20 protein-coding genes are annotated in these 20,065 nt (G+C 71.7%); 11 read left to right on the plus strand and 9 right to left on the minus strand.

From position 1 onward, the window contains the following. Positions 1-50: 50 nt before the first annotated feature. A complete protein-coding gene (locus TR33_RS14160) occupies positions 51-1,751 on the minus strand; it encodes an MFS transporter (protein ID WP_042283779.1) in 1,701 nt (566 codons plus the stop codon). A 185-nt stretch (positions 1,752-1,936) separates the two neighbouring features. Between TR33_RS14160 and TR33_RS14165 the strand changes: the two genes are divergently transcribed. Beyond that, positions 1,937-2,488, plus strand: a complete 552-nt coding sequence (locus tag TR33_RS14165) for a TetR/AcrR family transcriptional regulator (protein ID WP_026125359.1) — start codon at positions 1,937-1,939, stop codon at positions 2,486-2,488. On the opposite strand, the gene TR33_RS14170 is transcribed toward TR33_RS14165, so the two are convergent. Continuing rightward, positions 2,485-3,006, minus strand: a complete 522-nt coding sequence (locus tag TR33_RS14170) for a GNAT family N-acetyltransferase (RefSeq protein ID WP_017536455.1) — start codon at positions 3,004-3,006, stop codon at positions 2,485-2,487. The genes TR33_RS14165 and TR33_RS14170 overlap by 4 nt on opposite strands. A 343-nt stretch (positions 3,007-3,349) precedes the next feature. On the opposite strand from TR33_RS14170, the gene manA reads away from it, so the two are divergent. Beyond that, the gene (gene manA / locus TR33_RS14175) at positions 3,350-4,534 is read left to right on the plus strand and encodes a mannose-6-phosphate isomerase, class I (protein WP_026125358.1); all 1,185 of its coding nucleotides are present in this window, start codon (positions 3,350-3,352) and stop codon (positions 4,532-4,534) included. A gap of 112 nt (positions 4,535-4,646) precedes the next feature. Further along, on the plus strand, positions 4,647-5,021 hold the full coding sequence (locus TR33_RS14180; protein ID WP_017536453.1) for an FKBP-type peptidyl-prolyl cis-trans isomerase: 375 nt from the start codon (positions 4,647-4,649) through the stop codon (positions 5,019-5,021). Between the two features lie 83 nt (positions 5,022-5,104). Here TR33_RS14180 and TR33_RS14185 read toward each other — a convergent pair whose 3' ends face one another. Then, a complete protein-coding gene (locus tag TR33_RS14185) occupies positions 5,105-6,070 on the minus strand; it encodes an NAD(P)-dependent alcohol dehydrogenase (protein WP_042283621.1) in 966 nt (321 codons plus the stop codon). Positions 6,071-6,117: 47 nt separating this feature from the next. Between TR33_RS14185 and TR33_RS14190 the strand changes: the two genes are divergently transcribed. Further along, complete coding sequence (locus TR33_RS14190; protein WP_234305845.1) at positions 6,118-6,819, plus strand: TetR/AcrR family transcriptional regulator; 702 nt, start codon at positions 6,118-6,120, stop codon at positions 6,817-6,819. A gap of 22 nt (positions 6,820-6,841) precedes the next feature. Here TR33_RS14190 and TR33_RS14195 read toward each other — a convergent pair whose 3' ends face one another. Then, positions 6,842-8,017, minus strand: a complete 1,176-nt coding sequence (locus TR33_RS14195; RefSeq protein WP_042283782.1) for an acyl-CoA dehydrogenase family protein — start codon at positions 8,015-8,017, stop codon at positions 6,842-6,844. Positions 8,018-8,203: 186 nt separating this feature from the next. Here TR33_RS14195 and TR33_RS14200 point away from each other — a divergent pair, with 186 nt between their 5' ends. Then, positions 8,204-8,842: a TetR/AcrR family transcriptional regulator gene (locus tag TR33_RS14200; RefSeq protein ID WP_014913415.1), complete on the plus strand. Its 639-nt coding sequence runs from the start codon at positions 8,204-8,206 to the stop codon at positions 8,840-8,842. Between the two features lie 45 nt (positions 8,843-8,887). Here TR33_RS14200 and TR33_RS14205 read toward each other — a convergent pair whose 3' ends face one another. Further along, positions 8,888-10,534 (minus strand): hypothetical protein, encoded by a 1,647-nt coding sequence (locus tag TR33_RS14205; protein ID WP_042283624.1) that lies wholly within the window; start codon positions 10,532-10,534, stop codon positions 8,888-8,890. Continuing rightward, complete coding sequence (locus TR33_RS14210) at positions 10,519-11,310, minus strand: ABC transporter ATP-binding protein (protein ID WP_026125356.1); 792 nt, start codon at positions 11,308-11,310, stop codon at positions 10,519-10,521. The genes TR33_RS14205 and TR33_RS14210 overlap by 16 nt, the downstream gene beginning before the upstream one ends. A gap of 181 nt (positions 11,311-11,491) precedes the next feature. Here TR33_RS14210 and TR33_RS14215 point away from each other — a divergent pair, with 181 nt between their 5' ends. The 3 genes from TR33_RS14215 (at position 11,492) to TR33_RS14225 (ending at position 13,957) form a co-directional block, all read left to right on the plus strand. After that, positions 11,492-12,721 (plus strand): sensor histidine kinase, encoded by a 1,230-nt coding sequence (locus TR33_RS14215; RefSeq protein WP_017536446.1) that lies wholly within the window; start codon positions 11,492-11,494, stop codon positions 12,719-12,721. Continuing rightward, positions 12,718-13,410: a response regulator transcription factor gene (locus TR33_RS14220; protein WP_017536445.1), complete on the plus strand. Its 693-nt coding sequence runs from the start codon at positions 12,718-12,720 to the stop codon at positions 13,408-13,410. The genes TR33_RS14215 and TR33_RS14220 overlap by 4 nt, the downstream gene beginning before the upstream one ends. 100 nt (positions 13,411-13,510) lie before the next feature. Continuing rightward, positions 13,511-13,957 (plus strand): carboxymuconolactone decarboxylase family protein, encoded by a 447-nt coding sequence (locus tag TR33_RS14225; RefSeq protein WP_017536444.1) that lies wholly within the window; start codon positions 13,511-13,513, stop codon positions 13,955-13,957. Positions 13,958-14,004: 47 nt separating this feature from the next. Here TR33_RS14225 and TR33_RS14230 read toward each other — a convergent pair whose 3' ends face one another. The 3 genes from TR33_RS14230 to TR33_RS14240 all read right to left on the minus strand — a co-directional run bounded on the left by TR33_RS14230 (position 14,005) and on the right by TR33_RS14240 (position 17,021). After that, on the minus strand, positions 14,005-15,120 hold the full coding sequence (locus tag TR33_RS14230) for a hypothetical protein (protein WP_017536443.1): 1,116 nt from the start codon (positions 15,118-15,120) through the stop codon (positions 14,005-14,007). A gap of 49 nt (positions 15,121-15,169) precedes the next feature. Then, positions 15,170-16,279 (minus strand): hypothetical protein, encoded by a 1,110-nt coding sequence (locus TR33_RS14235; protein ID WP_042283627.1) that lies wholly within the window; start codon positions 16,277-16,279, stop codon positions 15,170-15,172. A gap of 232 nt (positions 16,280-16,511) precedes the next feature. After that, positions 16,512-17,021: a DUF7144 family membrane protein gene (locus TR33_RS14240; protein WP_014912597.1), complete on the minus strand. Its 510-nt coding sequence runs from the start codon at positions 17,019-17,021 to the stop codon at positions 16,512-16,514. Positions 17,022-17,251: 230 nt separating this feature from the next. On the opposite strand from TR33_RS14240, the gene TR33_RS14245 reads away from it, so the two are divergent. The 3 genes from TR33_RS14245 to TR33_RS14255 all read left to right on the plus strand — a co-directional run bounded on the left by TR33_RS14245 (position 17,252) and on the right by TR33_RS14255 (position 20,030). After that, on the plus strand, positions 17,252-17,773 hold the full coding sequence (locus TR33_RS14245; protein WP_017535006.1) for an ArsR/SmtB family transcription factor: 522 nt from the start codon (positions 17,252-17,254) through the stop codon (positions 17,771-17,773). 281 nt (positions 17,774-18,054) lie between these two features. Further along, the gene (locus tag TR33_RS14250; protein ID WP_026125083.1) at positions 18,055-19,674 is read left to right on the plus strand and encodes a sensor histidine kinase; all 1,620 of its coding nucleotides are present in this window, start codon (positions 18,055-18,057) and stop codon (positions 19,672-19,674) included. Continuing rightward, positions 19,668-20,030 (plus strand): DUF742 domain-containing protein, encoded by a 363-nt coding sequence (locus tag TR33_RS14255; RefSeq protein WP_017535007.1) that lies wholly within the window; start codon positions 19,668-19,670, stop codon positions 20,028-20,030. Before TR33_RS14250 ends, TR33_RS14255 begins: the two co-directional genes overlap by 7 nt. Positions 20,031-20,065: the final 35 nt, after the last annotated feature.

A 20,065-nucleotide genomic window follows, 5' to 3' on the forward strand; every position in this document is an offset into this window, starting at 1 on the left:
CCCCCGGAGAAAGGCTTCTCCGGGGGCCGTGCGGTGCGTGGGCGGCGCGACTACCTGACGGTGTCGTCCGCGCCGTCGTTCGTGGCATCGGCGGCGGCCAGGACGGTCTCCGGACGCTCCTCCTCGACGACGGTCTCCGCCTCGGGCTTCTCGCGTCGCTCCTCGTCGGTGGCCTGCCCCTCCACCGCCGGGTTGCCCTGCCCGCGCAGCAGGAACCAGGCCTGGACCGCGGCGGCCAGCACGATCACCACGGCGATGGTCGAGGTCATGTGCATGCCGTTGGTGAACGCCAGTTGGGCGTTGTCCAGCAGGGTGGCGCCGGCCGCGCCGCCCACCTGCTCGGCGGCGTTGGAGGCACCGCCCAGGGTCTCCCGGGCGGCGTCGGTGGCGGCGGTCGGCACCCCGTCCACCTCGGTCAGGTGCGCCCGATAGAACGCGGTCAACGCGCTGCCCAGGATGGCCACGCCCAGAGCACCGCCCATCTCGTAGGCGGTCTCGGAGATCGCCGAGGCCGCGCCCGCCCGCTTGGGCGGGGCCGCCGACATGATGGCGCCGTTGGTCAGCGTCTCGGCGAAACCGGTGCCCAAGGCGATGAGGGCGAAGGCGATCACGACCAGGGTCACACCCCGGGTGACGTCGTCGGCCGGGGTGAAGATCAAGGTGGCGAACCCGCCCGCGGTGACCAGCAGGGACACCCCGATCACGGTGGCCAGGCTCAGGTACCGGGCCACGCGGGCGGCGACCAGGCCGGCCACGACGGACAGCACCAGGCCGGGGACCAGCACCATGCCGGCGCGCATCGGCGAGACGTTCAGCACCAGTTGCAGGTACTGGGTGAGGAAGAACAGCGACCCCACCATCGAGAACACGATCATCAGGTTGGTGACCACGGCCACGCTGAACACACGGTTGCGGAACAGGTGGACGTCGATGAGCGGGTCGTCGAGCTTCTTCTGCCGGCGGACGAACAGGTAGCCCAGGGTCAGGCCGAACACGAGCGAGACGAACGGCAGCACGTCCACACCGCCGGTGGCCAGCTTCTTGATGCCGTACACGGCGGGCAGCATGGCGCCCAGGGACAGCAGGACGCTCACCAGGTCGATCCGACCGGAGTCGGGGTTACGCGACTCGCGCACCAGCAGGGGCACCAGGATCAGGATCAACACCATCACGGGCAGGTTGATCAAGAAGACCGAACCCCAGAAGAAGTGCTCGAGCAGCCAACCGCCCAGGATGGGGCCGAGCGCCGCGCCTCCGGAGAAACCGGAGGCCCAGATCGCGATGGCCAGCAGGCGCTGTCGGGGGTCCAGGAAGATGTTCCGCAGCAGCGACAGGGTCGAGGGCATGAGCGAGGCGCCCGCGACGCCCAGCAGGGCGCGGGCCAGGATCAGCACCTCGGCGTTGGGCGAGAAGGCCGCGATCAGCGACGCCACGCCGAAGGCGGCGGAACCGATCATGAGGAGTCGTCGTCGGCCGATCCGGTCGCCGAGCGAGCCCATGGTGATCAGCAGCCCGGCCAGGATGAAGCCGTAGATGTCGATGATCCACAGAAGCTGACCGGCGGTGGGGCTCAGGGCCTCACTGAGCGCGGGCACGGCGAAGCCGAGCACGGTCATGTCGACCGAGATCAACAGCACGGGCAGGACCAGGACGGCGAGTGCGGCCCACTCGCGCGGCCCCGCGAGCGCGGGCGGCCTCCCGTCGCTCGCGTGTGCGCGGGTGGAGCCGTTTCCGGCCTCGGCGGTACTCATCATTCCCTCGTCATCGATCGCGGGGTGGATCGCGGCTCGGTCGAGCTCGCGGAGGTGGCCCGGCGGAGTGCGGAGATCGTCCGGGCGGACGGGAAGCCTGGTCGACCGGGTGGGCTCGAGACACACTTCGGGACTCTTCGACCGTCCAGACGGTACAGTACCGTCCGGACGGTACAGTGTCAATCGTGAGTACTTCGAACACACGCGACCGCATCCTCGACGCTCTACAGGACACCCTGATCCGGGGCGGTTATTCCGCGGTGACCCTGGAGGCCGTGGCGAGGGAGGCGGAGGTGTCCAAGGGCGGGCTGCTCTACCACTTCCCGTCCAAGGCGGCCATGGTGAACGGGCTGATCGAGCGACTGCGAGAACTCGCGGAGGAGGAGTTCAGACAGGCGCGCGAGAGCGAGGAGGGCCTGGTCCGGGTCTTCCTGCGCACCTCGCTGCCGCAGAGCCCGGAGGAGAAGGAGCTGTACTGGGCGCTCATCGCGGCCCTGCGCAGCCACGAGGAGCTGGAGGAGGAGGCGGTCCGGCACGTGCAGTACCTGTTCGAGCACTGGCGCGAACTGCTGCACGAGGAGCTCACCGACCCCGTCCTCGCCGAGATCATCCTGCGCGCGGGCGACGGCCTGTACATGGCGGCGATCGCCGGACTGGCCCCGCCGGACCCGGAGCTCACCGGGCAGATGATCGACCGGCTCGTCGAGGAGTCCGACAAGGTGCGTCGCGCGCGCTAGCCCCCGTGGGCGGGGCGGGGGAGGACCCGCTCCTCGAAGACCTGCGCCTCGGTGTCACGTACCCGCACGCGCTGGGAGGGGGTGAACCCCTGTCCCTCGTAGTAGCGGACCAGCTCCCCGTCCCCGCCGGCCCAACAGTCGACCCTGACCAGGGAGATCCCCCGTTCCCGGGCCAGGCCGCGGGCGTGGTCCAGCAGCCGGCCGCCCACGTTCCGTCCGCCGTGGCCCCGCGAGACCAGGAGCAGGTGGACGTAGAGCTCCCGTTCGTCCACCGGAGGGGCGTAGGAGATGGGCGTCTCGGCGACGGCCAGGGCCCCGGCGACGGTTCCGTCGATCTCGGCGAGCCACAGTTCCTCGCCGGCGATCCGTTCCACCAACGCCACTCGCTCCGGGATCCCGGACCAGGGTTCGGTGCCCCACTGCGAGGCCGAACCGCGCGCCGTCAGCCAGGCGACCGCCTCGTCGAACAAGGCCAGCAGGGTGGGGGCGTCCTCGGGGCCGCCGCGGCGCAGGCGCATCGGTTCTCCTTCGTCAGGGGATGGAACGGGACTCGGACGGGCATAATGTCAGTCCCCGTCGGCCGGCCGAGAGCCGGTGGCCCGGGGGCGGCCGGTGTCGTCGGAAGGTGATCGTGTGGTGCTGTTCACGTGTCTCGGATCATGATTTACTTCCCAGTAACTTCGTGGCCGAGGCCGGTTCCCGGACCGACCTCGGGCCCGCACGCCGGCTGAGGTGAGGCGTGCACTACCTCGAGGAGTGGGGCGTGCCGTGTCGACCCGAGAACGTCTCTTCGCCAGACTGTTCCCACCTCACCAGGGTGTCCACGGGGTGAGAGAACACAGACTGGAAAGCGGGGAGCGGATGCACAGGCTCACCAACCAGGTACGACCGTACGCCTGGGGAGCGCGCGCCGCCATCCCACACCTGTTGGGGGTCGAGCCCGACGGCGGACCCCAGGCCGAACTCTGGCTGGGGGCCCACCACGGCGCCCCCAGCACCGTGCACTGCGAGGACGGCTCCAGACCCCTCCCCACCCTGATCGCCGACGACCCGCACCGCGTCCTCGGACCCGAGACCACCGCCCGCTTCGGCGCCCGCCTGCCCTACCTGCTCAAGTACCTGGCCGCGGAGGCGCCCCTCTCCCTCCAGGTGCACCCCGACGCCGCCCGCGCCCGTTCCGGCTACGAGGCCGAGGAACGCGCCGGCATCCCGGTGGACGCCCCCCACCGCAACTACCGGGACCCCCACCACAAGCCCGAGCTGCTGCTGGCGTTGGAACCCTTCGACGCCCTGTGCGGTTTCCGCGAGCCCTCCGCCGCCCTCGCCGACCTGGTCGGACTCGACTCCGAACTCGCGGCCCTGCTGCGCGACGATCTGTCGAACCCCGATACCCGGATCGCGCTGCGCGCCGCGCTGACCCGCCTGCTCAGTCTCCCCGAGGCCGACCGCCCCCGACTGATCGACGCCTTCGTCACCGAGTGGGCCGAGCGGGGACGGCTCTGCGCCCACGCCGGAATCATCACCGACCTGGCCGACCGCTACCCGGCCGACCCCGGCGCGGTCGCCGCCCTGCTGCTCAACCGCATCACTCTCTGGCCGGGGCAGGCCCTCTTCCTGCCCGCCGGCAACCTGCACGCCTACCTCCAGGGCACCGCCATCGAGGTGATGGCCAGCTCCGACAACGTGCTCCGGGCCGGGCTCACCGGCAAGCACGTCGACGCCCCCGAACTGCTCGACGTCGTCGACTTCTCCGTCCTGCCCATCCCCTACGCCCGCCCCGACCTCCTCGACGGACGCCGCGAGTTCCGCCCGGCCGCCCCCGAGTTCGCCCTCCACGAGATCGGCCCCGGACGGATCACCGCCTACCTGCCCGGGAACGGGCCCACCGTGGTGCTGGCCCTGCACGGCGACGTCGAACTGGTCGCCGAGGTCGGCGAGGGCATGCTCCTACGGCGCGGTGAATCGGTGTTCGTGCAGGCCGACAGCGGTCCCATCAAGGTGGAGGGACACGGTCACGTGATCGCGGCGACCGTCGGCTCCGACTGAGAAGCGCGGTCGCCCATCGGTGCTCGTCCCGGCCGGTCGGAGCTTCGGGAGCACTCGGACATCACCGATAACCTTGGCCCTCGACGTTCACATGAATCAGAGAGGACCCACCATGGCGCTCGAACGCCCCGAGATCGACTTCCTCGACGGCCCCCCGCCCACCGAGCTGAAGATCAGGGACATCAAGGTCGGTGAGGGCGACCAGGCCGGTCACGGCAGCAAGGTCAGCGTCCAGTACGTCGGCGTCGCCTTCTCCACCGGTGAGGAGTTCGACGCGAGCTGGAACCGCGGCGAGCCCCTGCGCTTCCAGCTCGGTGCCAGGCAGGTCATCCCCGGCTGGGACCAGGGTGTCATGGGCATGCGCGTCGGTGGCCGTCGCGAGCTCATCATCCCGCCGCACCTGGCCTACGGCGACCGCGGCGCCGGCGGCGTCATCAAGGGCGGCGAGACCCTCGTCTTCGTCGTGGACCTGGTGGACGTGGCCTAGGCCACGCCTCCACATCGGGGGTGCCGAGGAACGGTGCGCACAGCCCTTCCTCGACGCCCCCGTGTTCTTGCGGGCGACCTCTCTCAGCCGACCTTGACCACGTACTTCCCCCGCACCCCACCGGCCTCCAGGGCCCGATGCGCCTCGGCCGTCTCCTCCAGGGAGAAGACCGTGTCCACCGCCGGGAGCAGCGACCCCTCGACCACGTGGCGGGCCAGATCGTCGAAGTCCTTTCGACGGGGGTCGCCGCTGAAGAAACGCACCCGGCCGCGCCCGTGGACCGCGCTGAGCGCGATACCTCCGAGCGACCCGACCGGACGGGACAGGTCGAAGGCGATGGCGACCATGCGACCACCCGGGTTCAGAAGACGCCGTAAGGCCGAAAGCCCGGTCCCGACGGTGTCCATGACCACGTCGAAACGGCTCAGGGCCTCGAGCGGGGTCGATCGGTGGTCGAAGGCCTCGTGCGCTCCGAGGTCGCGGACGAAGTCGAGGTTGGCGTCCCGGGCCAGCGCGGTGACCTTCGCGCCGTAGGCCCGTCCGAGTTGGACGGCGGCGTTGCCCACACCGCCCGCCGCGCCTCGGACGAGGAGCCGTTCCCCCTGCCGCAGCCCGGCCTTGTCCCGCAGCGCGGTGACCGCCGTGGTGGCGACCGGCAGCGCGGCCGCCGCCACCGGGTCCGTCCCGTCGGGGATCCGGCCCAGCCGCTCGGGGGAGGCGACCACGTACTCGGCCGCGCTACCGAACCCGGAGGTACGGCCCAGCACGCCCCACACGGGCTCACCGACCGCGAACCCCGTCACGCCGACGCCCAGGGCGGCGACCTCACCGGCGAAGTCCAGCCCCGTCCGCTGAGGGAAGCGCCGACCGGTCAGGATCCGGACCCGCCCGGCCCGGGCCGCCGTCTCACCACCGTTGACGCTGAACGCGCGCACACGCACCAACACCTCTCCCGGCCCCGGCTCGGGACGCGGCACCCGGGCCGTGTAGAGCACCTCGGGAGGGCCGTAGCGGTCGAAGAGGACCGACCTCATCATCCGATCGTCCATGACTCCACCTTCGTGACGGGGATCCGGGGCCGACCGTAGGCTCTGCGGTGGACGCGATCGTCCGTACGGACCGGAAGTGGGAGACGGTGATGGCGGGATCCTCTCGGATCGGGGACACCGGAGGCATGCGGGCCGACGCCCGACGCAACAGGGAGCGTGTGCTCGTCGCGGCGCGCGAGGTCTTCGCCGAGCGGGGGATCGACGCCCCGGTGGCGACGGTGGCCCGGAGGGCCGGGGTCGGCGTGGCGACGCTGTACCGCCACTTTCCGACCCGGGACGACCTGGTCCGGAGCGCGTTCGAGCGACAGATGCGGACCTGCGCGAACGCGCTCGTGGACGCTCTGGCGGACCCCGACCCCTGGGAGGGGTTCGTCCGACTGGTCGAGACGCTCTGCGAACTTCAACGGGAGGAACGGGGGTTTCCGGCCGCGTTCATGGCGACCTTCCCCGAGCGGGCGGACGAACACGCGCGGGTCCGGGCACACGCCGAAGGGGATCTCGTGCGTCTGATGCGCCGTGCGCAGGCCTCGGGCGCCCTGCGGTCCGACTTCCACCCCTCCGACCTCGTCCTGGTCATGCTGGCGCACGCCGGTCTGGTGGCGACGCTTCCGGACGACGAGGCGGCCTCCCGGAGGCTGGTCGCCTACCTGCTCCACGCGTTCCGCGCCGACACCTCCGGGGCGAGGCTGCCCCCGCCGGCCCCTCTCTCGCTGCACACCCTGCCGGGCACGGCCCACCGCCCCCGGTAGCGGGAACGATGGGCGCGTACGGTCAGGTCAGGCCCGCGCCGACCTTCACGTGGCCCTTGAGCAGGTCGCGGGCGATGGTGCGCCGCTGGATCTCGTCGGTGCCCTCGAAGATGCGCAACAGCCGCAGGTCGCGGTAGAAGCGTTCGATCGGCAGTTCGCGGGTGTAGCCCATACCGCCGTGGATCTGGAGGACCCGGTCGACGATCTCGTTGGCCTTCACGCCCCCGAACAGTTTGGCGATCGACTGGGCGTGCCGGGAGTCCCGCCCCTGGGAGACCAGCCAGGCGGCGTGCAGCACCAGCAGCCGCAGCGCCTCGATCTCGGTCTGGGAGTCGGCGATCATCCACTGGATCGCCTGCCGGTCGGCGATCGGCGCCCCGAAGGTCTCGCGCGTCCGGGAGTACTCGATCGCCATGTCGAGCAGGCGTTCGCAGCCGCCCAGGGCGCGGGCGGGCAGCAGGTAGCGTCCCTTGCCGATCCACCGCATGGCCAGCGCGAAGCCGCGGCCCTCCTCGCCCAGGACGTTGGCGTTCGGGACCCGCACGTCCTGGAAGACCAGGGAGGCGGGGCGACGCTCGCCCATGGTGTCGATGGGCTCGGAGGTCCACCCCATGTCGCGGTCGACGAGGAAGCAGGTGACGCCGCCGTCGGCGCCCTTCTCGGGGTCGGTGACCGCGAACACCAGGGCGAAATCGGCCTCGTTCCCGCCGGTGATGAAGGTCTTCTCGCCGTTGAGGACCCACGCGTCGCCGTCCCGGACGGCGCGGGTGCGGATGGCCTTGGCGTCGGAGCCGGCGCCCGGCTCGGTGATGGCGAAACAGGACCGGAGTTCGCCCTCGATGGTGGGCAGCAGGTAGCGCCGTCTCTGCTCCTCGTCGGCGTGGTAGAGGATGTTGTCCGCCTCGCCGCCGAACTTGAAGGTCAGGAAGGTGCGGCCGAGCTCGGTCTCGATGAGGGCCTCGGTGACCGCGTCCAGCCCCATGCCGCCGTACTCCTGCGGGGTGGACACGCCCCAGAAACCGGAGGAGCGGGCCAGGGAGCGCAGCCCGTGGCGTTCCTCGGTGGTCAGACCTGGCGGGTGCCCCTGACGTTCGCGGCGCAGGGCCTCGTTCTCCAACGGCATGAGTTCGCGTCGTACGAAGGTCCGTACCCAGTCCCGGATGGCCCGTTGTTCTTCGCTCAAGGAGAAATCGATCACGGCCGCTCCCATTAACCTAACGGTGTTCGGTTATACGAAGGTACGACGTGGTCGGCGATGACCGCAAGGGTGGTCGTCTTCGAGAGGGGCGTCGGCTCCGAGACGGCCGCAGGACGTCGTGCGATGATCGGCGGACGCCGGACCGACCGGCCCCGTGATGGCCCAGCGCAGAAGGAGACCCTTTCCGTGGCCCGACCCAAGACGCCGATCCTGAGCAAACCGGTCATCCGGCGGGCCGCGCTGGAACTCCTCGACCGGGACGGGCTGGAACGGCTCTCCATGCGCAGGCTCGCCGAGGAGCTGGACGTGCGGGCCGCCTCCCTCTACGGCCACTACCGGACCAAGGAGGAGCTGCTCGGCGACATCGCCGACGAGGTCACCGCCGACATCGACGTCTCGGGCTTCGAGGGCGGGGACTGGCGGGCCGGACTCGCCACCTGGGCCCGCTCCTACCGGGCGGCCCTGATCGAGCACCCGAACCTGCTGCCGGTGATCGCCTCCGGGCCCGGGCGGAGGGAGGAGGCGCTCCGCCGGGCCGACGTCGTGCACGGAGGTCTGGTCGGAGCCGGATGGCCGCCGCGCTACGCCACCATGATCGGCGCCTCCACCAAGTACCTGGTGGTCGGAGCCGCCACCCGCTCCTTCGCGCGCGGTTTCGACGACGACGCGCGCGTCTACCGTGACCGGTACCCCAACCTCTCCCAGGCCCACCTGCTGGCGGAGGTCGCCACCGAGATCGACGAGGACAGCTTCGAACTGGCGCTCACCGCCTTCCTCGACGGCCTGACCCCCGTCTTCGAGACGGTCCGGACCTCCCGGGGATGACCGGGCCCCGGGCCGCCGTCCACACGGCCCGGAACGCCCGGAACCTCACGAACCGGTCGGACGGGTGTCCTCGTTCGTGCTCAGAGCGGTCCGTTCCAACAGATCGAGCGGGTCCCCACCGGACCGGGGCAGCGACCGTTCCGCCACCCGACCGCCGTAACGGATCCGGGCGAAGGTCTCCGGCAGACGTGCGGCCAGCCGCCGGTGGGCCAGCCGACCCAACAGCCAGGCCCCCACCGAGCCGTTGACCAGGGCGACCGGGACCGCCCACCAACCCCCCGCCAGCAGGGCCACCACGATGGTGGGGGAGGACAGCAGTGGGATCGCGATCAGCGACGTCCACACCTGGACCCGGGTGTCCCCGGTGTCGTTGGCGTCCACCCGCAGGTGCGGTTCCACCCCGGGGGTCGCCGCCACCACGGACAGCAGGACGGACAGACCGTTGCCCACCCCGAGGATCACCAGCAGCCCGGCCAGCACGTACGGCGACGCGCCGGGCTCCCCGGAGACGAGGACGGAGACCAGGCCCAGCAGGAGCGTGCCGGGCACGATGAGCAGGGCGATGGCGATCTGACGACCGCGCACGTCGGCACGGACCGTGTCCCGCCCCTGCCCCACGACGGTCAGCCACAGGGCGCTGCCGTCGTGACCGTACATGTTGGAGCCGCCCATCGCCATGACCAGCGCCGTGAACACCCCGGCGGACAGCGTGATCCAGGGACGGTCGGCCATCAGCCCGAACAGGCCGATGAACAGGCCCGCGTACAGGGCCGACCGCAACTCCAGGGCCCGCCAGGGATCCCGCCACCAGGACCGTAGTTCCTTGCCGACGACCGCGCCCAGCGGACCGTCCGGAAGGAGGGGGAGGCGCCTCGCCGAACGTCGATGCCCGAGAGGACGTGAACGCCTTCCCCGACCTCGGGCGTTCACGCGTGGGGCCAACAGACGCACGGTGGCCAGTACGGTCGCCGCGGTCAGCAGGGTGAAGGCCCCCAACAGGCCGAAGGCGGTGCCCCAGGCCCCGGAGGCGGCGGCGTCCACGGCCGCGATCGGCCACGAGGTGGGCAGGGCCGCCAGGACCGTGACCACCGGGGCCGGGAACCCCCGCTCGGCGAGGTCCCCGGCCGCCGAGAGGGCGGGCCCGATCGCCGCCCAGCCGAAGAACAGGCCGGCGACGATCAGCCCCCACTGGACCGAGGCGATCTCCATGCCCACCCTCGTGTGCATCGCCGCCCCCAGCGCACGGAACACCAGATGGGAGAGGGACACCATGAACACCACCGACAACAGCATCCCCAGCAGCCCCAGGGAGAGGGTGGCGGGCTCCAAGAGCCAGGCGTGACGGGCCGTGGACGCCATGGCCACGAGGGTCAGCGCCGGCCCGACCCCCACGAACGCGGTCGCCCACAGACCGGTGCCCACCTGCGAACGCTCCAACGGCAACAGGGTGAAGTACTGCGGGCGCAGCACCCCGACGCCGTTGGTGATGGTCGGCCCCAGGATCCAGGCGCCCGCCCACACCGCGCCGAGCAGCATCAACAGTTGCGACCTGACCTCGGCGGAGGAGGCGACCACGGTGACGTACCAGGTCAGAGCGGCCCCGCCCACGAGCAGAGCCAGGGTGCCGCCACGCGTCCCAGAGGCGCCGTGCCGCCCCAGGGTGGATTCGAGCCGGATCAGAACCCCAACCACGCCAGATCCCCCTCCCCGACCTCACGAGCGCCGACCAACCGGACGAAGGTGTCCTCCAAGGCGGGGTCGTCTCCGCGCACCAGGTCGAGCGGCCCGTCCGCCAGCACCCGACCGTCGGCGATGATCGCGACCCGGTCGGTGATCCGTTCGACCAGGGCCATCACGTGACTGGAGATGATCACGGTGCCGCCGCCGTCGGTGTAGCGGCGCAGGATCGCGGTCAGCACGCGCGCCGACACCGGATCCACCGCCTCGTAGGGCTCGTCCAGGACCAGAACCTCGGGCGTGTGCAGCAGGGCCGTGGCCAGCCCGATCTTCTTGCGCATCCCCGTCGAGTACTCGGCGATCAGGGTCCCGTTCCGTTCGGCCCGATCCAGCTCCAGGATCCGGAGCATCTCCTCGCTCCGGTCACGCGTGAGATCGCGATCCAGGCCGCGCAACCGCCCCCAGTAGTCGAGGAGCTCGCCCCCGGTCAACCGCTCGGGCAGGGAGAGACCGTCGGGCAGGACGCCCAGGCGACGTTTGGCCTCGACTGGTTCGGCCCACACGTCCACGCCCAGGACCCGGGCGGTGCCCGAGTCGGGCCGCAGCAGACCCACCGCCATCGACAGCGAGGTGGTCTTCCCCGCCCCGTTGGGGCCGACCAGCCCCGTCCACGACCCCCTCGGCACGGAGAGGCTCACCCGGTCGGCGGCCCGGGTCTCGTCGAAGGTCTTGGTCAGCGAGTCCAGCTCCAACGCCGGCACGCTCTCTTCGGGTCCGTGAGCGCTTGTCATGTCCCCATCGTGAGAGCCCGTGTTCGAAGGGCGCATCGGCCGTACGGACATCCGGGGTTGGTCGGGCGACCACTTCCCCCTCCGACCGGCGCGCCCACGCCGGCCGGACGGTCGAGGCGCCGGAGAGGAACCCGTTCTACCCTGGGGACTCGGACGATACGGAGGGACGGAGGGGGAGGGCGTGGAACGGAGCCGTCGGGACCTGTCCGTGGACGTCCTGCTCACCGTGTTCGTGCTGGTCTGCGGACTTCTGGCCTTCTCCGCCTACGGGAACGACCTGCACCCCACCGACCGGGTGCCCACCTGGGTGCTGTGGGCGGACCTGAGCTGTCTGCCGCCGGCCTGCGTCGCCCTGTGGTGGCGGCGTTCCCACCCCCTGGCGGTCGCCACGGGGATCATCCTGGTCTCCTCGTTCTCGGTGGCGGTGATCGGCGCCCTGATCGTCTGCCTGATCTCCCTGGCGATCCACCGGCCGCCCCTCATGGCGATCGGCGCGGCCACCCTCGCCACGGTGCTGTCCCTGCCCTGGGCACTGCTGGTCCCGGTCACCCCCGGCGCCGTCGGGGTGACGATGGTCGCGATCGTCATCATGCTCAACGCCTGCGTGGCCTGGGGCGCGGCCATCCGCTCCCAACGAAGACTCGTCGAACGGCTCCGTGAGGACGTGCGACGAGAGCGGGAGATACGGGAGGAGCGCCTGGGCCTGGCCCGGGTGGAGGAACGCCGCCGGATCGCCCGCGAGATGCACGACGTCGTCGCCCACCGCATGTCCCTGCTGTCCGTGCACGCCGGAGCCCTGGCCTACCGCACGGAACGGGCCGAGAGCGGACGGGGCGAACCCCCCACACCCGCCGAGGTGGGCGCCGCGGTCCGGGTGATCCGCGACAACGCCCACCGCGTCCTGGACGAACTCGGCGACATCCTCGACGTGCTGCGCTCCGGCGACCTCGCCGGAGAAGAGGGCGGCACACCTCAGCCGCGATTGACCGACCTGCCCCGGCTGGTCGAGGAGGCGGTCGACGCGGGAGAGCGGGTCCACGCCTCCTTCGACCTGCCCGAGGACGCCGAACCCCGCGACCAGGTGCAGCGCACCGCCTACCGGGTGGTCCAGGAGGGGCTGACCAACGTCCGTAAGCACGCCCCCGGGGCGAGGACCACGGTCGAGGTCTCGGGGGCTCCCGGGCGGGCGCTGGAGATCGTGGTGGTCAACGCGCTGCCGGTCGGCCGGGCGGGGCGCGAGGTGCCGGGGACCGGGGCAGGGCTGGCCGGGCTGAGCGAACGCGTCCGCTTGGACGGCGGGAGTCTGGAGTACGGGCCCGAGGAGGGCCGCTTCCGGCTGGCCGTCGTCCTCCCCTGGCCCGAGGAGGGGGCCGACGCCTCCAGGAGGAACGACCATCGAAAGGTGCCGTGAAGGTGACCAGACCCCTGATCAGAGTCCTGCTCGTGGACGACGACCCCCTGGTCCGATCCGGGCTGCGCATGATGCTCTCCGGTGACGGCGACATCGTGATCGCGGGGGAGAGCGAGGACGGGGCGGGCGTCCGCGAGGCGGTCGCCGAATGCCGGCCCGACGTGGTCCTCATGGACGTGCGCATGCCGGTCATGGACGGGATCGCCGCCACCGAGGAACTGCGGTCGGGGAGCGCCCCCGGGCCCCAGGTCATCGTGCTCACCACCTTCGACGCCGACGCCACCGTGGCCCGGGCCCTGCGAGCCGGAGCCGCCGGCTATCTGCTCAAGCACACCGACCCCGAACGCATCGTGGAGGCGGTACGACGGGCCGCCTCGGGAGAGCCGGTGTTGTCGCCGAGCGTGGCGCGCGCCCTGATGGACCGGGTCGCCGGTCAGGACCCCGAGGAGTGCTCCTCCGGAGCGGACCGCAGGGCCCGGGCCCGAGCCCGGCTCGCGCTGCTCAGCGCACGGGAACGCGAGGTGGCCGAGGCGGTGACGGCCGGACTGTCCAACGCCGAGATCGCCGAGCGGTTGTACATGTCGATGGGGACGGTCAAGGCGCACGTGTCCAGTGCCCTCACCAAACTGGACCTGAGCGGACGGATCCAACTGGCGCTGCTCGCCCACGACGCCCGCGACCCGGACTGACCCGGGCCGACGCGGCTCCTCGGGGGGTTGCCGACCTCGGGCGAGGGGCTGGCCGTAGCATCGGCCTCGACAGGACGACCGACGGTTGAGGAGGCGCCCCATGGCGAACGAACGCGTGGTCTGGGCGAAGAAGGTCCCCCAGGTCTACAAGAAGCTGGACGAGATCGACCAGGTCATCGCCGAGGAGCTGGACATCCGGCTGCTCGAACTGGTCAAGCTCCGCTCCTCGGTCCTGAACGGCTGCTCCTTCTGCGTGGACCTGCACACCCAGCGCGCCCTCAAGGAGGGGGAGAGTCAGCAGCGGCTCTTCCTGGTGGCCACCTGGTACGAGGCGGGCGACATCTTCACCCCGGCCGAGCGGGCCGCTCTCGCCCTCACCGACGAGATGACCCGCATGGGCGAGCACGGGGTGTCCGACGAGACCTACGCCGAGGCGGCCGAGCACTACGACGACACCGAGCTCGCCGCCCTGATGTCGGCGATCGCGATGATCAACCTCTACAACCGGCTGGCCGTCACCAGCCGGCTGCACGTCAAGAAGCGCTGATCCGCGCCCGTGTCCGCCGGACCACCGGCGGACACGGGCAGGACTCCCTAACGGTGGGCGACGCCGAAGTCGTGGGCGGCGCCCACCAGTACGTCCAGGTCGGCGCGGAGCCCGGCGTCGGTCAGTACCTCGGGGACCACCGTGCGCAGCCCGCCCGGGGCCAGAGTGCGCAATGCTCTGCGCGCCGCCGGCGTGGGCGAGCGCAGATCGGCGGTGGGGATCGGGGCCCACAGGGCCGTCACGGCCGCCGTCAGCCACAGTTCGTACGTCGTCCCATAGCCCAGCGCCCCCTCCAGCCGACGCCCCGCCTCGGCGGTGTCGAGCCACAGGTCCAGGGCCTCGACCACGGACCGACGCGAGGTCCCCGAGCGTTCGGCCTCGGCCCGGACCAGACCGTCGTGACTGTCGTACACGCCTCTGTCGATGTCCCGACGGACGATCGACGCGCGGGCCCGACGCCAACTCATGAACGGGACGCGCGCGGGGGCGCGCAGCACCCGGGGCGAGGGCGCCGGATCCCCCTTCTCGCGCAGCAGGACCGAACGGCGCACCCCCATCCGGTGGGCGTTGCCGACGAGGCTGAGGTCCCCATCGTGCTCGATCAGGTTGGGCACGGTGACCAGGGCCGGACGGCCGATCCCCTCCAGGAAGCGGGCCGTCGCCTCGTCGTCGGGCTCCTCCTCTCGGCCCTCGGGGGACACCGAGGCCACCAGCCGTCGGGCCAGGGGCGTGGGCATCAGGATCCCGACCGTGGGCACGTAGCGGTCCGCGCACTCGGCGAGCCCGTATCCGCCCAGGGCCGCCCAGCGAGCCATGGTGGCGGTGCCCGAACCCCATTCGCAGAACAGGCTCAGGACCCGCTCGGGGTGGGCGGTCACCATCCGGGTCAGGGTCTCGACCATGCCGGGACACGGCTCCGCGTCGTCCTGGAGGACCAGATGGTGGGTGGCACCCTCGGGGGCGGCGGCCCAGGCGGCGAGCGAGGTGCGCAGAGTGGTGGGCGGGCCCTCGGGCGAGGGGTCGGTGACCACGGCGGGGGAGAGTTCGGGGAGGGAGTCGGCCAGGCGCCGCGCGGCCTCGGCACGGTCGGGGTGGCTCATCACGGCGCAGGAGATCCGGACGCTCGACGTGGCCTCGGCGGATCGGGTGGACGGGTCGATCATGAAGGGAACCTCGTCTTCCGGAAGAGGGAGATGGGCGGGGCGATGAGGGTCATGTCCACCCCTTCGGGATCCGGCCGTGGGCCGCCCCGTACTCCAGCCCGGCCAGGACCAGGTCGACGACCTCCGCCTCGTGGCGGGCCAGGGCCTCGACGTCGACGAGGCATCGGAGCGCCCCCGGGGCCAGGGAGGCCAGGGCCGCGCGCACCGTCGGTCCGTCGGCTCGAGAGCGCAGGGAGTCGACGACCTCCGGCCATCGGGATCGGAGCACCACCCCTTCGGCCACCACCGTGTGCCACAGAGCGGTCAGGTGCGGTTCGGGGACGACCTCGGAGAGGGTGCCCGCCTCGACCCTCTTCCGCAGGGCCTCGGACCGATCGTCCTCGGGCAGACCCCACGCGTCGAGGACCTCGGCCAAGGGGCGATGCGCCTCCGGGACGTCGTGGTCCAGGTCGATCAGGACCGGGGTGCCGATGTTCCAGCGCAGGAACGGCAGGAACCGGGGCGGTTCGAGGACGGCGGGGGAGAGGTCGGCCGCCGGCGATGGGGTGAAGCAGGCCGACCGCCGTATCCCGTGGTCGGAGTTGCCCACCAGGCTGGGCCGGTCGTCGTGTTCGACCGGGTTGGGCACCGCGACCAGCGGGGTGAGCCCGGAGCGACGGACGAACCTCAGCACCGCGCGGTCGTCCGCCTCGTCCTCGTCCGCCGTGGCCAGGAAGCGGCCCAGCGCTCTCGCGTGCTCCGCCGGCAGCGCCAACGCGACGGTGGGCACGTAGGGGTTGACCACCGGCACCGCTCCGGCCCCGGTGTACACCGCCCAGCGGGCCAGGACGGCGGTGCGCGAACCCCACTCGACGAACAGCGAGACGGCGGCCTCGGGGTGGGCCCGCAGGACCCGCTCCAGGGTCGTGGCGAACCCGGCGGCCGGCCGGGCGTCGTCCTGGAGGACCAGATGGTGGCCGGCCCCCTCGGGGGCGGCGGCCCAGGCGGCCCCGGCGGCGCGGAGGGCCGAGGGCGGGCCCTGGTGATCGGGGTCGGGGATCACGATGGGGGAGAGCTCTGGCAGGGAGTCGGCCAGGCGCCGCGCGGCCTCGGCGCGGTCGGGATGGCTCATCACGGACACGGATACGGAGGGCGAGAGGCCGGGACGGGGGGAGATCATGTCTTCGACCCTACGTTCTCCGGAGACGATCCCCCCGGTCGTCCACAGGCCCTTTTCCGCGTAGGGAGTGTTCTCGTCCGGTATCGGTCGGGCCGGTCCGCGGCGAAGGGGCGTGAGGCGCTCTCTCGCCGGGTGACGAGTGCGGCCGCCCCCGCCGTGCCGAGCCTCGCGGGGGCCGAACACGGACCGCCCCGTCCCGGAACCGGCGGGACGGGGCGGTGAACGGGACGGCTCAGCCGTTGGTCCTGCGACGCTGGTCGCCGTGCTCCGGGGAGCGGGTGGGGGGAGGGGTCGAGGCGGGACGTTCGTGGGCCGCCCGGTAGCCCGCCCGGTACGCGGAGTTCCGGGTCTCGGGGGCCTCCTCGTCGCGGGTGGCCGAGGGCCAGCCGGCGGTGAGCCCGTAGACGACCACTATGTCGATGGCGATGACGATGGCCGACCAGAGCGGCATGGCGATCAGGAAGGCCAGTTGGGCCAGGGCGTTCACGGAGGCCAGGACGATACCGAAGATCCGGGCCCAGGCGCTGCCGGACAGGATCGCCAGACCGGCGACGACCATGACCACGCCCCAGCCTCCGAGCAGGAGGCCCCAGCCCTCGTACTCCAACATGAGCAGTCGGGACTCGTCGGCCAGGAAGAAGGCCGGGGTGAACATCGCGGTGAGCCCCTGGATGATGTTGATGGCGCCGATGACGACGAGCAGAGTGCAGACGAAGTACTGCCAACCGTTGGACGAGCGCATGGGGTGTGCTCCTTACCGGTCGTCCCGTCCGGCCGAACCGGTCGCCGGGGGACGGAACCTCGGATGGACACGGGCGAGCGGAGCCGAACGCCGCTCCTTCATGATGGGGCACGTCGGGCAAGGGGCACGGAAGCGGTTGCTTCGGATCGGGCAAAGTCATGTTTTCTCTGTATTTTCGAGCTGGTCAGTCCGTTACTACGTAATTTCGGATAATCGGCTATTCTGGCCGCGTGAGCGAACGATCGACACAGGAACGCCTCGCCGATCTGGAACGCCGGGTCGCCGAGCTGGAACGCGGCCCGGCCCCCTCCACGCCCGTATCGGAGGCGGAAGGGGCGAGGGCCGAGGACCTCTGGGTGCTGAAGGGGCTGGAGGAGACCGTCCCGGACGGGGTCGGAGCTGTGGTCTACGCGGGCCGCCTCGACGGGGACGACGGGCCCCTCGGCTGGCAGTACGGTCTGACCGTCGACCAGGTCGACGGGTTGGACTGGTCCGCCCTGTCCGGCACCCTCGACGCGCTCGGGCACCCGGTCCGTCTCGCGATCCTCAAGGCCGTCTGTTCGGGGGTCTCCACCGTGGCCGAACTCAAGGAGCGCGAGGGGTTCGGTACGACCGGGCAGATCTACCACCACGTCAACCTGCTGGCCTCCGCCGGATGGCTCACCACCCGCCGCCGCGGCCACTACGTGGTCCCCGCCGACCGCCGGGTGCCCCTCCTGGTCATCCTCACCGCGGCCAAGGGCGTTCTCTAGGAAAAAGGCCCTTAAAACCGTATCGGTCCCCTTTGTGAGAAAACCAAACAAAGGGGGCCACTCTCTTTTCCTCTGCTTTGTCGTCCGGGGAGAGGGATGCTCCGATCTGCCTTTCGGATGTGTTCCCGGGAAAGCTCCCACTCCCCTCTGAGGTGGTCTAACGTGAAATCCGGCCGCCTCGATCGACCCTTTCCGGGCTCCAGTGGAGACGCCCATGCCCGTGTGGTCGGGCGATGCGGCCCTTTCTCTCCCACCTCGCCCACGCAGCCAGGAAAATCACCATGACAGCACACCTGTCCGACCGGAAACGGCCCCTTCCGAGCCCCGGCCAACAGGCACTCGTCGCACTTCTGGTCGCCTCCGCGGTCATCGTTCCGGCCTGGTCCTGGACGGTGAGCGAGAGCCCCGATCCGGCCAGACCGGCCGTCGGCCTCTTCGGAGGGGTCGCCGCGCTCCTGCTGTGCGTCGCCGTGGCGGTGGCCGTCCACCAGGTCGCCATCGCCCGCAACGCCCGGGAACACGCGGCCCGGGTCGGCGCCGGGGCGCGTCTACTGGAGGAGGAGGCCGGCCGGGTCGTGGACGTCCTCCTTCCCGCCCTCTCCCACGCGGTGAGCGAGGGCAGGGCGGTCCACGACGTCCTGGGCGAGCACGCCCGCCCCGCACACCCGGCCATCGACCGCCTCTCCCACGCCGTCACCACGAGGATCGCCGGCGCCGAACGCCGCTCCGCCGAGGAACGGGACACGGCCGAGCGGATCGAGGAGCAGGTCGCCTCGCTCGCCGACCTCGACCTCCCCCTCATGCTGCTCCGCATCCGGCAGGACCGGCCCCTCGCGGAGGAGACCCTGAGCCGGGAGTTCCGCCGGGTCGACCCCGTCGTGGAACGGCTGCGCCGCCGCGTGCTCGGCGAACTCCTGGCCGCCGACCGCCGCCGCGACACGGCGATGCTCTCCGCCGCCGACGCGGGGGCGCGGCTCCAGGCCCACCTGACCACCCTGCTGGCCCAACTCCGAGGGTTGGAGGAACGCTACGGCGATCGCGCCGACGTTTTCACCGACCTGTTGGAGGTGGACCACAACGTCTCCCGCACCGGACGCCTGGCCGACGGCCTCGTCGTCCTGGCCGGCGGCCGCTCGGGACGACGCTGGACCCGGCCCATCGAGATGGAGAGCATCCTGCGCGGGGCCATGGGGCGGATCACCGCCTACCGCCGTGTCCGCCTCCACCACACCGGGACCACGGCCGTGGTCGGGCACGCCGCCGAGGGCGTCATGCAGGCGCTGGCCGAGGTCATGGACAACGCGGCCTGCTTCTCCGCCCACGACACCGACGTGCACGTCTACGCCCAGGAGGAGGACACCGGGGTCTCCATCACCGTCGAGGACAGCGGACCGGGGATCCGCCACCGGGAGCGCCGGCACATCGAGAGCCTTCTCGCCGAGCCCCGGGACCTGTCCACCCTGCCCGGCTCGCGGACGGGGCTGGCCGTGGTCGGCCGCCTGGCCGCCGCGTACGGGCTCAAGGTGAGCCTGCGTCCCTCGGCACGGGGCGGGCTCGGGGTCGTCATGCTGATCCCGCCCGCCCTCCTCACCGACGTGGGCCCTCGACCGGAAGCGGCGCCGGCCGAGGAGACGTTCGAGGGCGAGGACGTCGGAGCCCGGACCCACGAGGTCGCCCGGGAGATGTCCGGGGGAGGGGCCCGGCTCGGAGCGCCCGCCGGGGCCCGACCCGGGATCGAGCCGCAGGACGAGGACATCCGCCCCTCGATGCCCTGGGGGAACGGGACCGGCCTCTCCCGGGGACGGGCTCTGGCCGAGGAGGTCTGGGAACACCCCGATCGGCTCCACCCGGGATCGGACCCGTCCCCCCTCGGCGACCACGAGACGGCGCCCCCGTGGTGACGGTCGGGCCCGTCGGCGTGGAGAGCCCCGACCGGCTGTACACGGTCATCGGAGGGCGCCGCGGCGTCGACGTCGCCCTCGACCCGGTGTCCCTCGTCGTCGCCGAGTCCGGCCCCTCGCCCGACATGCAGTCCGAACACGTGGACATCCTGCGTCTGTGCGCCCGGCCGGTCGCGGTGGTGGAGCTGGCGGCCCGGCTCGGGCTCCCGCTGAGCGTCGTACGGATCCTTCTGGGCGACCTGCTCGATCGTGGGGCGGTGATCGCCCGCCACCCCGTGCCCCCGATCAACGGAGAGGGGACCCGGAACGACCCCGAGACCCTGAAACAGGTGCTCCATGCCCTCCAACGCCTCTGACCGGACAGCGACCGACGGGCCGCGCCCCGAAGGGA

This window comes from Nocardiopsis alba, from assembly GCF_000710955.1.
Taxonomy (GTDB): domain Bacteria; phylum Actinomycetota; class Actinomycetes; order Streptosporangiales; family Streptosporangiaceae; genus Nocardiopsis; species Nocardiopsis alba.

Excerpts from the sequence above, each read along its gene's own strand:
- TR33_RS14160 (WP_042283779.1), bottom strand. The coding sequence starts at position 1,751 with ATGAGTACCGCCGAGGCCGGAAACGGCTCCACCCGCGCACACGCGAGC.
- TR33_RS14170 (WP_017536455.1), bottom strand. The coding sequence starts at position 3,006 with ATGCGCCTGCGCCGCGGCGGCCCCGAGGACGCCCCCACCCTGCTGGCC.
- manA (WP_026125358.1), top strand. The coding sequence starts at position 3,350 with ATGCACAGGCTCACCAACCAGGTACGACCGTACGCCTGGGGAGCGCGC.
- TR33_RS14180 (WP_017536453.1), top strand. The coding sequence starts at position 4,647 with ATGGCGCTCGAACGCCCCGAGATCGACTTCCTCGACGGCCCCCCGCCC.
- TR33_RS14185 (WP_042283621.1), bottom strand. The coding sequence starts at position 6,070 with ATGGACGATCGGATGATGAGGTCGGTCCTCTTCGACCGCTACGGCCCT.
- TR33_RS14210 (WP_026125356.1), bottom strand. The coding sequence starts at position 11,310 with ATGACAAGCGCTCACGGACCCGAAGAGAGCGTGCCGGCGTTGGAGCTG.
- TR33_RS14225 (WP_017536444.1), top strand. The coding sequence starts at position 13,511 with ATGGCGAACGAACGCGTGGTCTGGGCGAAGAAGGTCCCCCAGGTCTAC.
- TR33_RS14230 (WP_017536443.1), bottom strand. The coding sequence starts at position 15,120 with ATGATCGACCCGTCCACCCGATCCGCCGAGGCCACGTCGAGCGTCCGG.
- TR33_RS14235 (WP_042283627.1), bottom strand. The coding sequence starts at position 16,279 with ATGATCTCCCCCCGTCCCGGCCTCTCGCCCTCCGTATCCGTGTCCGTG.
- TR33_RS14240 (WP_014912597.1), bottom strand. The coding sequence starts at position 17,021 with ATGCGCTCGTCCAACGGTTGGCAGTACTTCGTCTGCACTCTGCTCGTC.
- TR33_RS14250 (WP_026125083.1), top strand. The coding sequence starts at position 18,055 with ATGACAGCACACCTGTCCGACCGGAAACGGCCCCTTCCGAGCCCCGGC.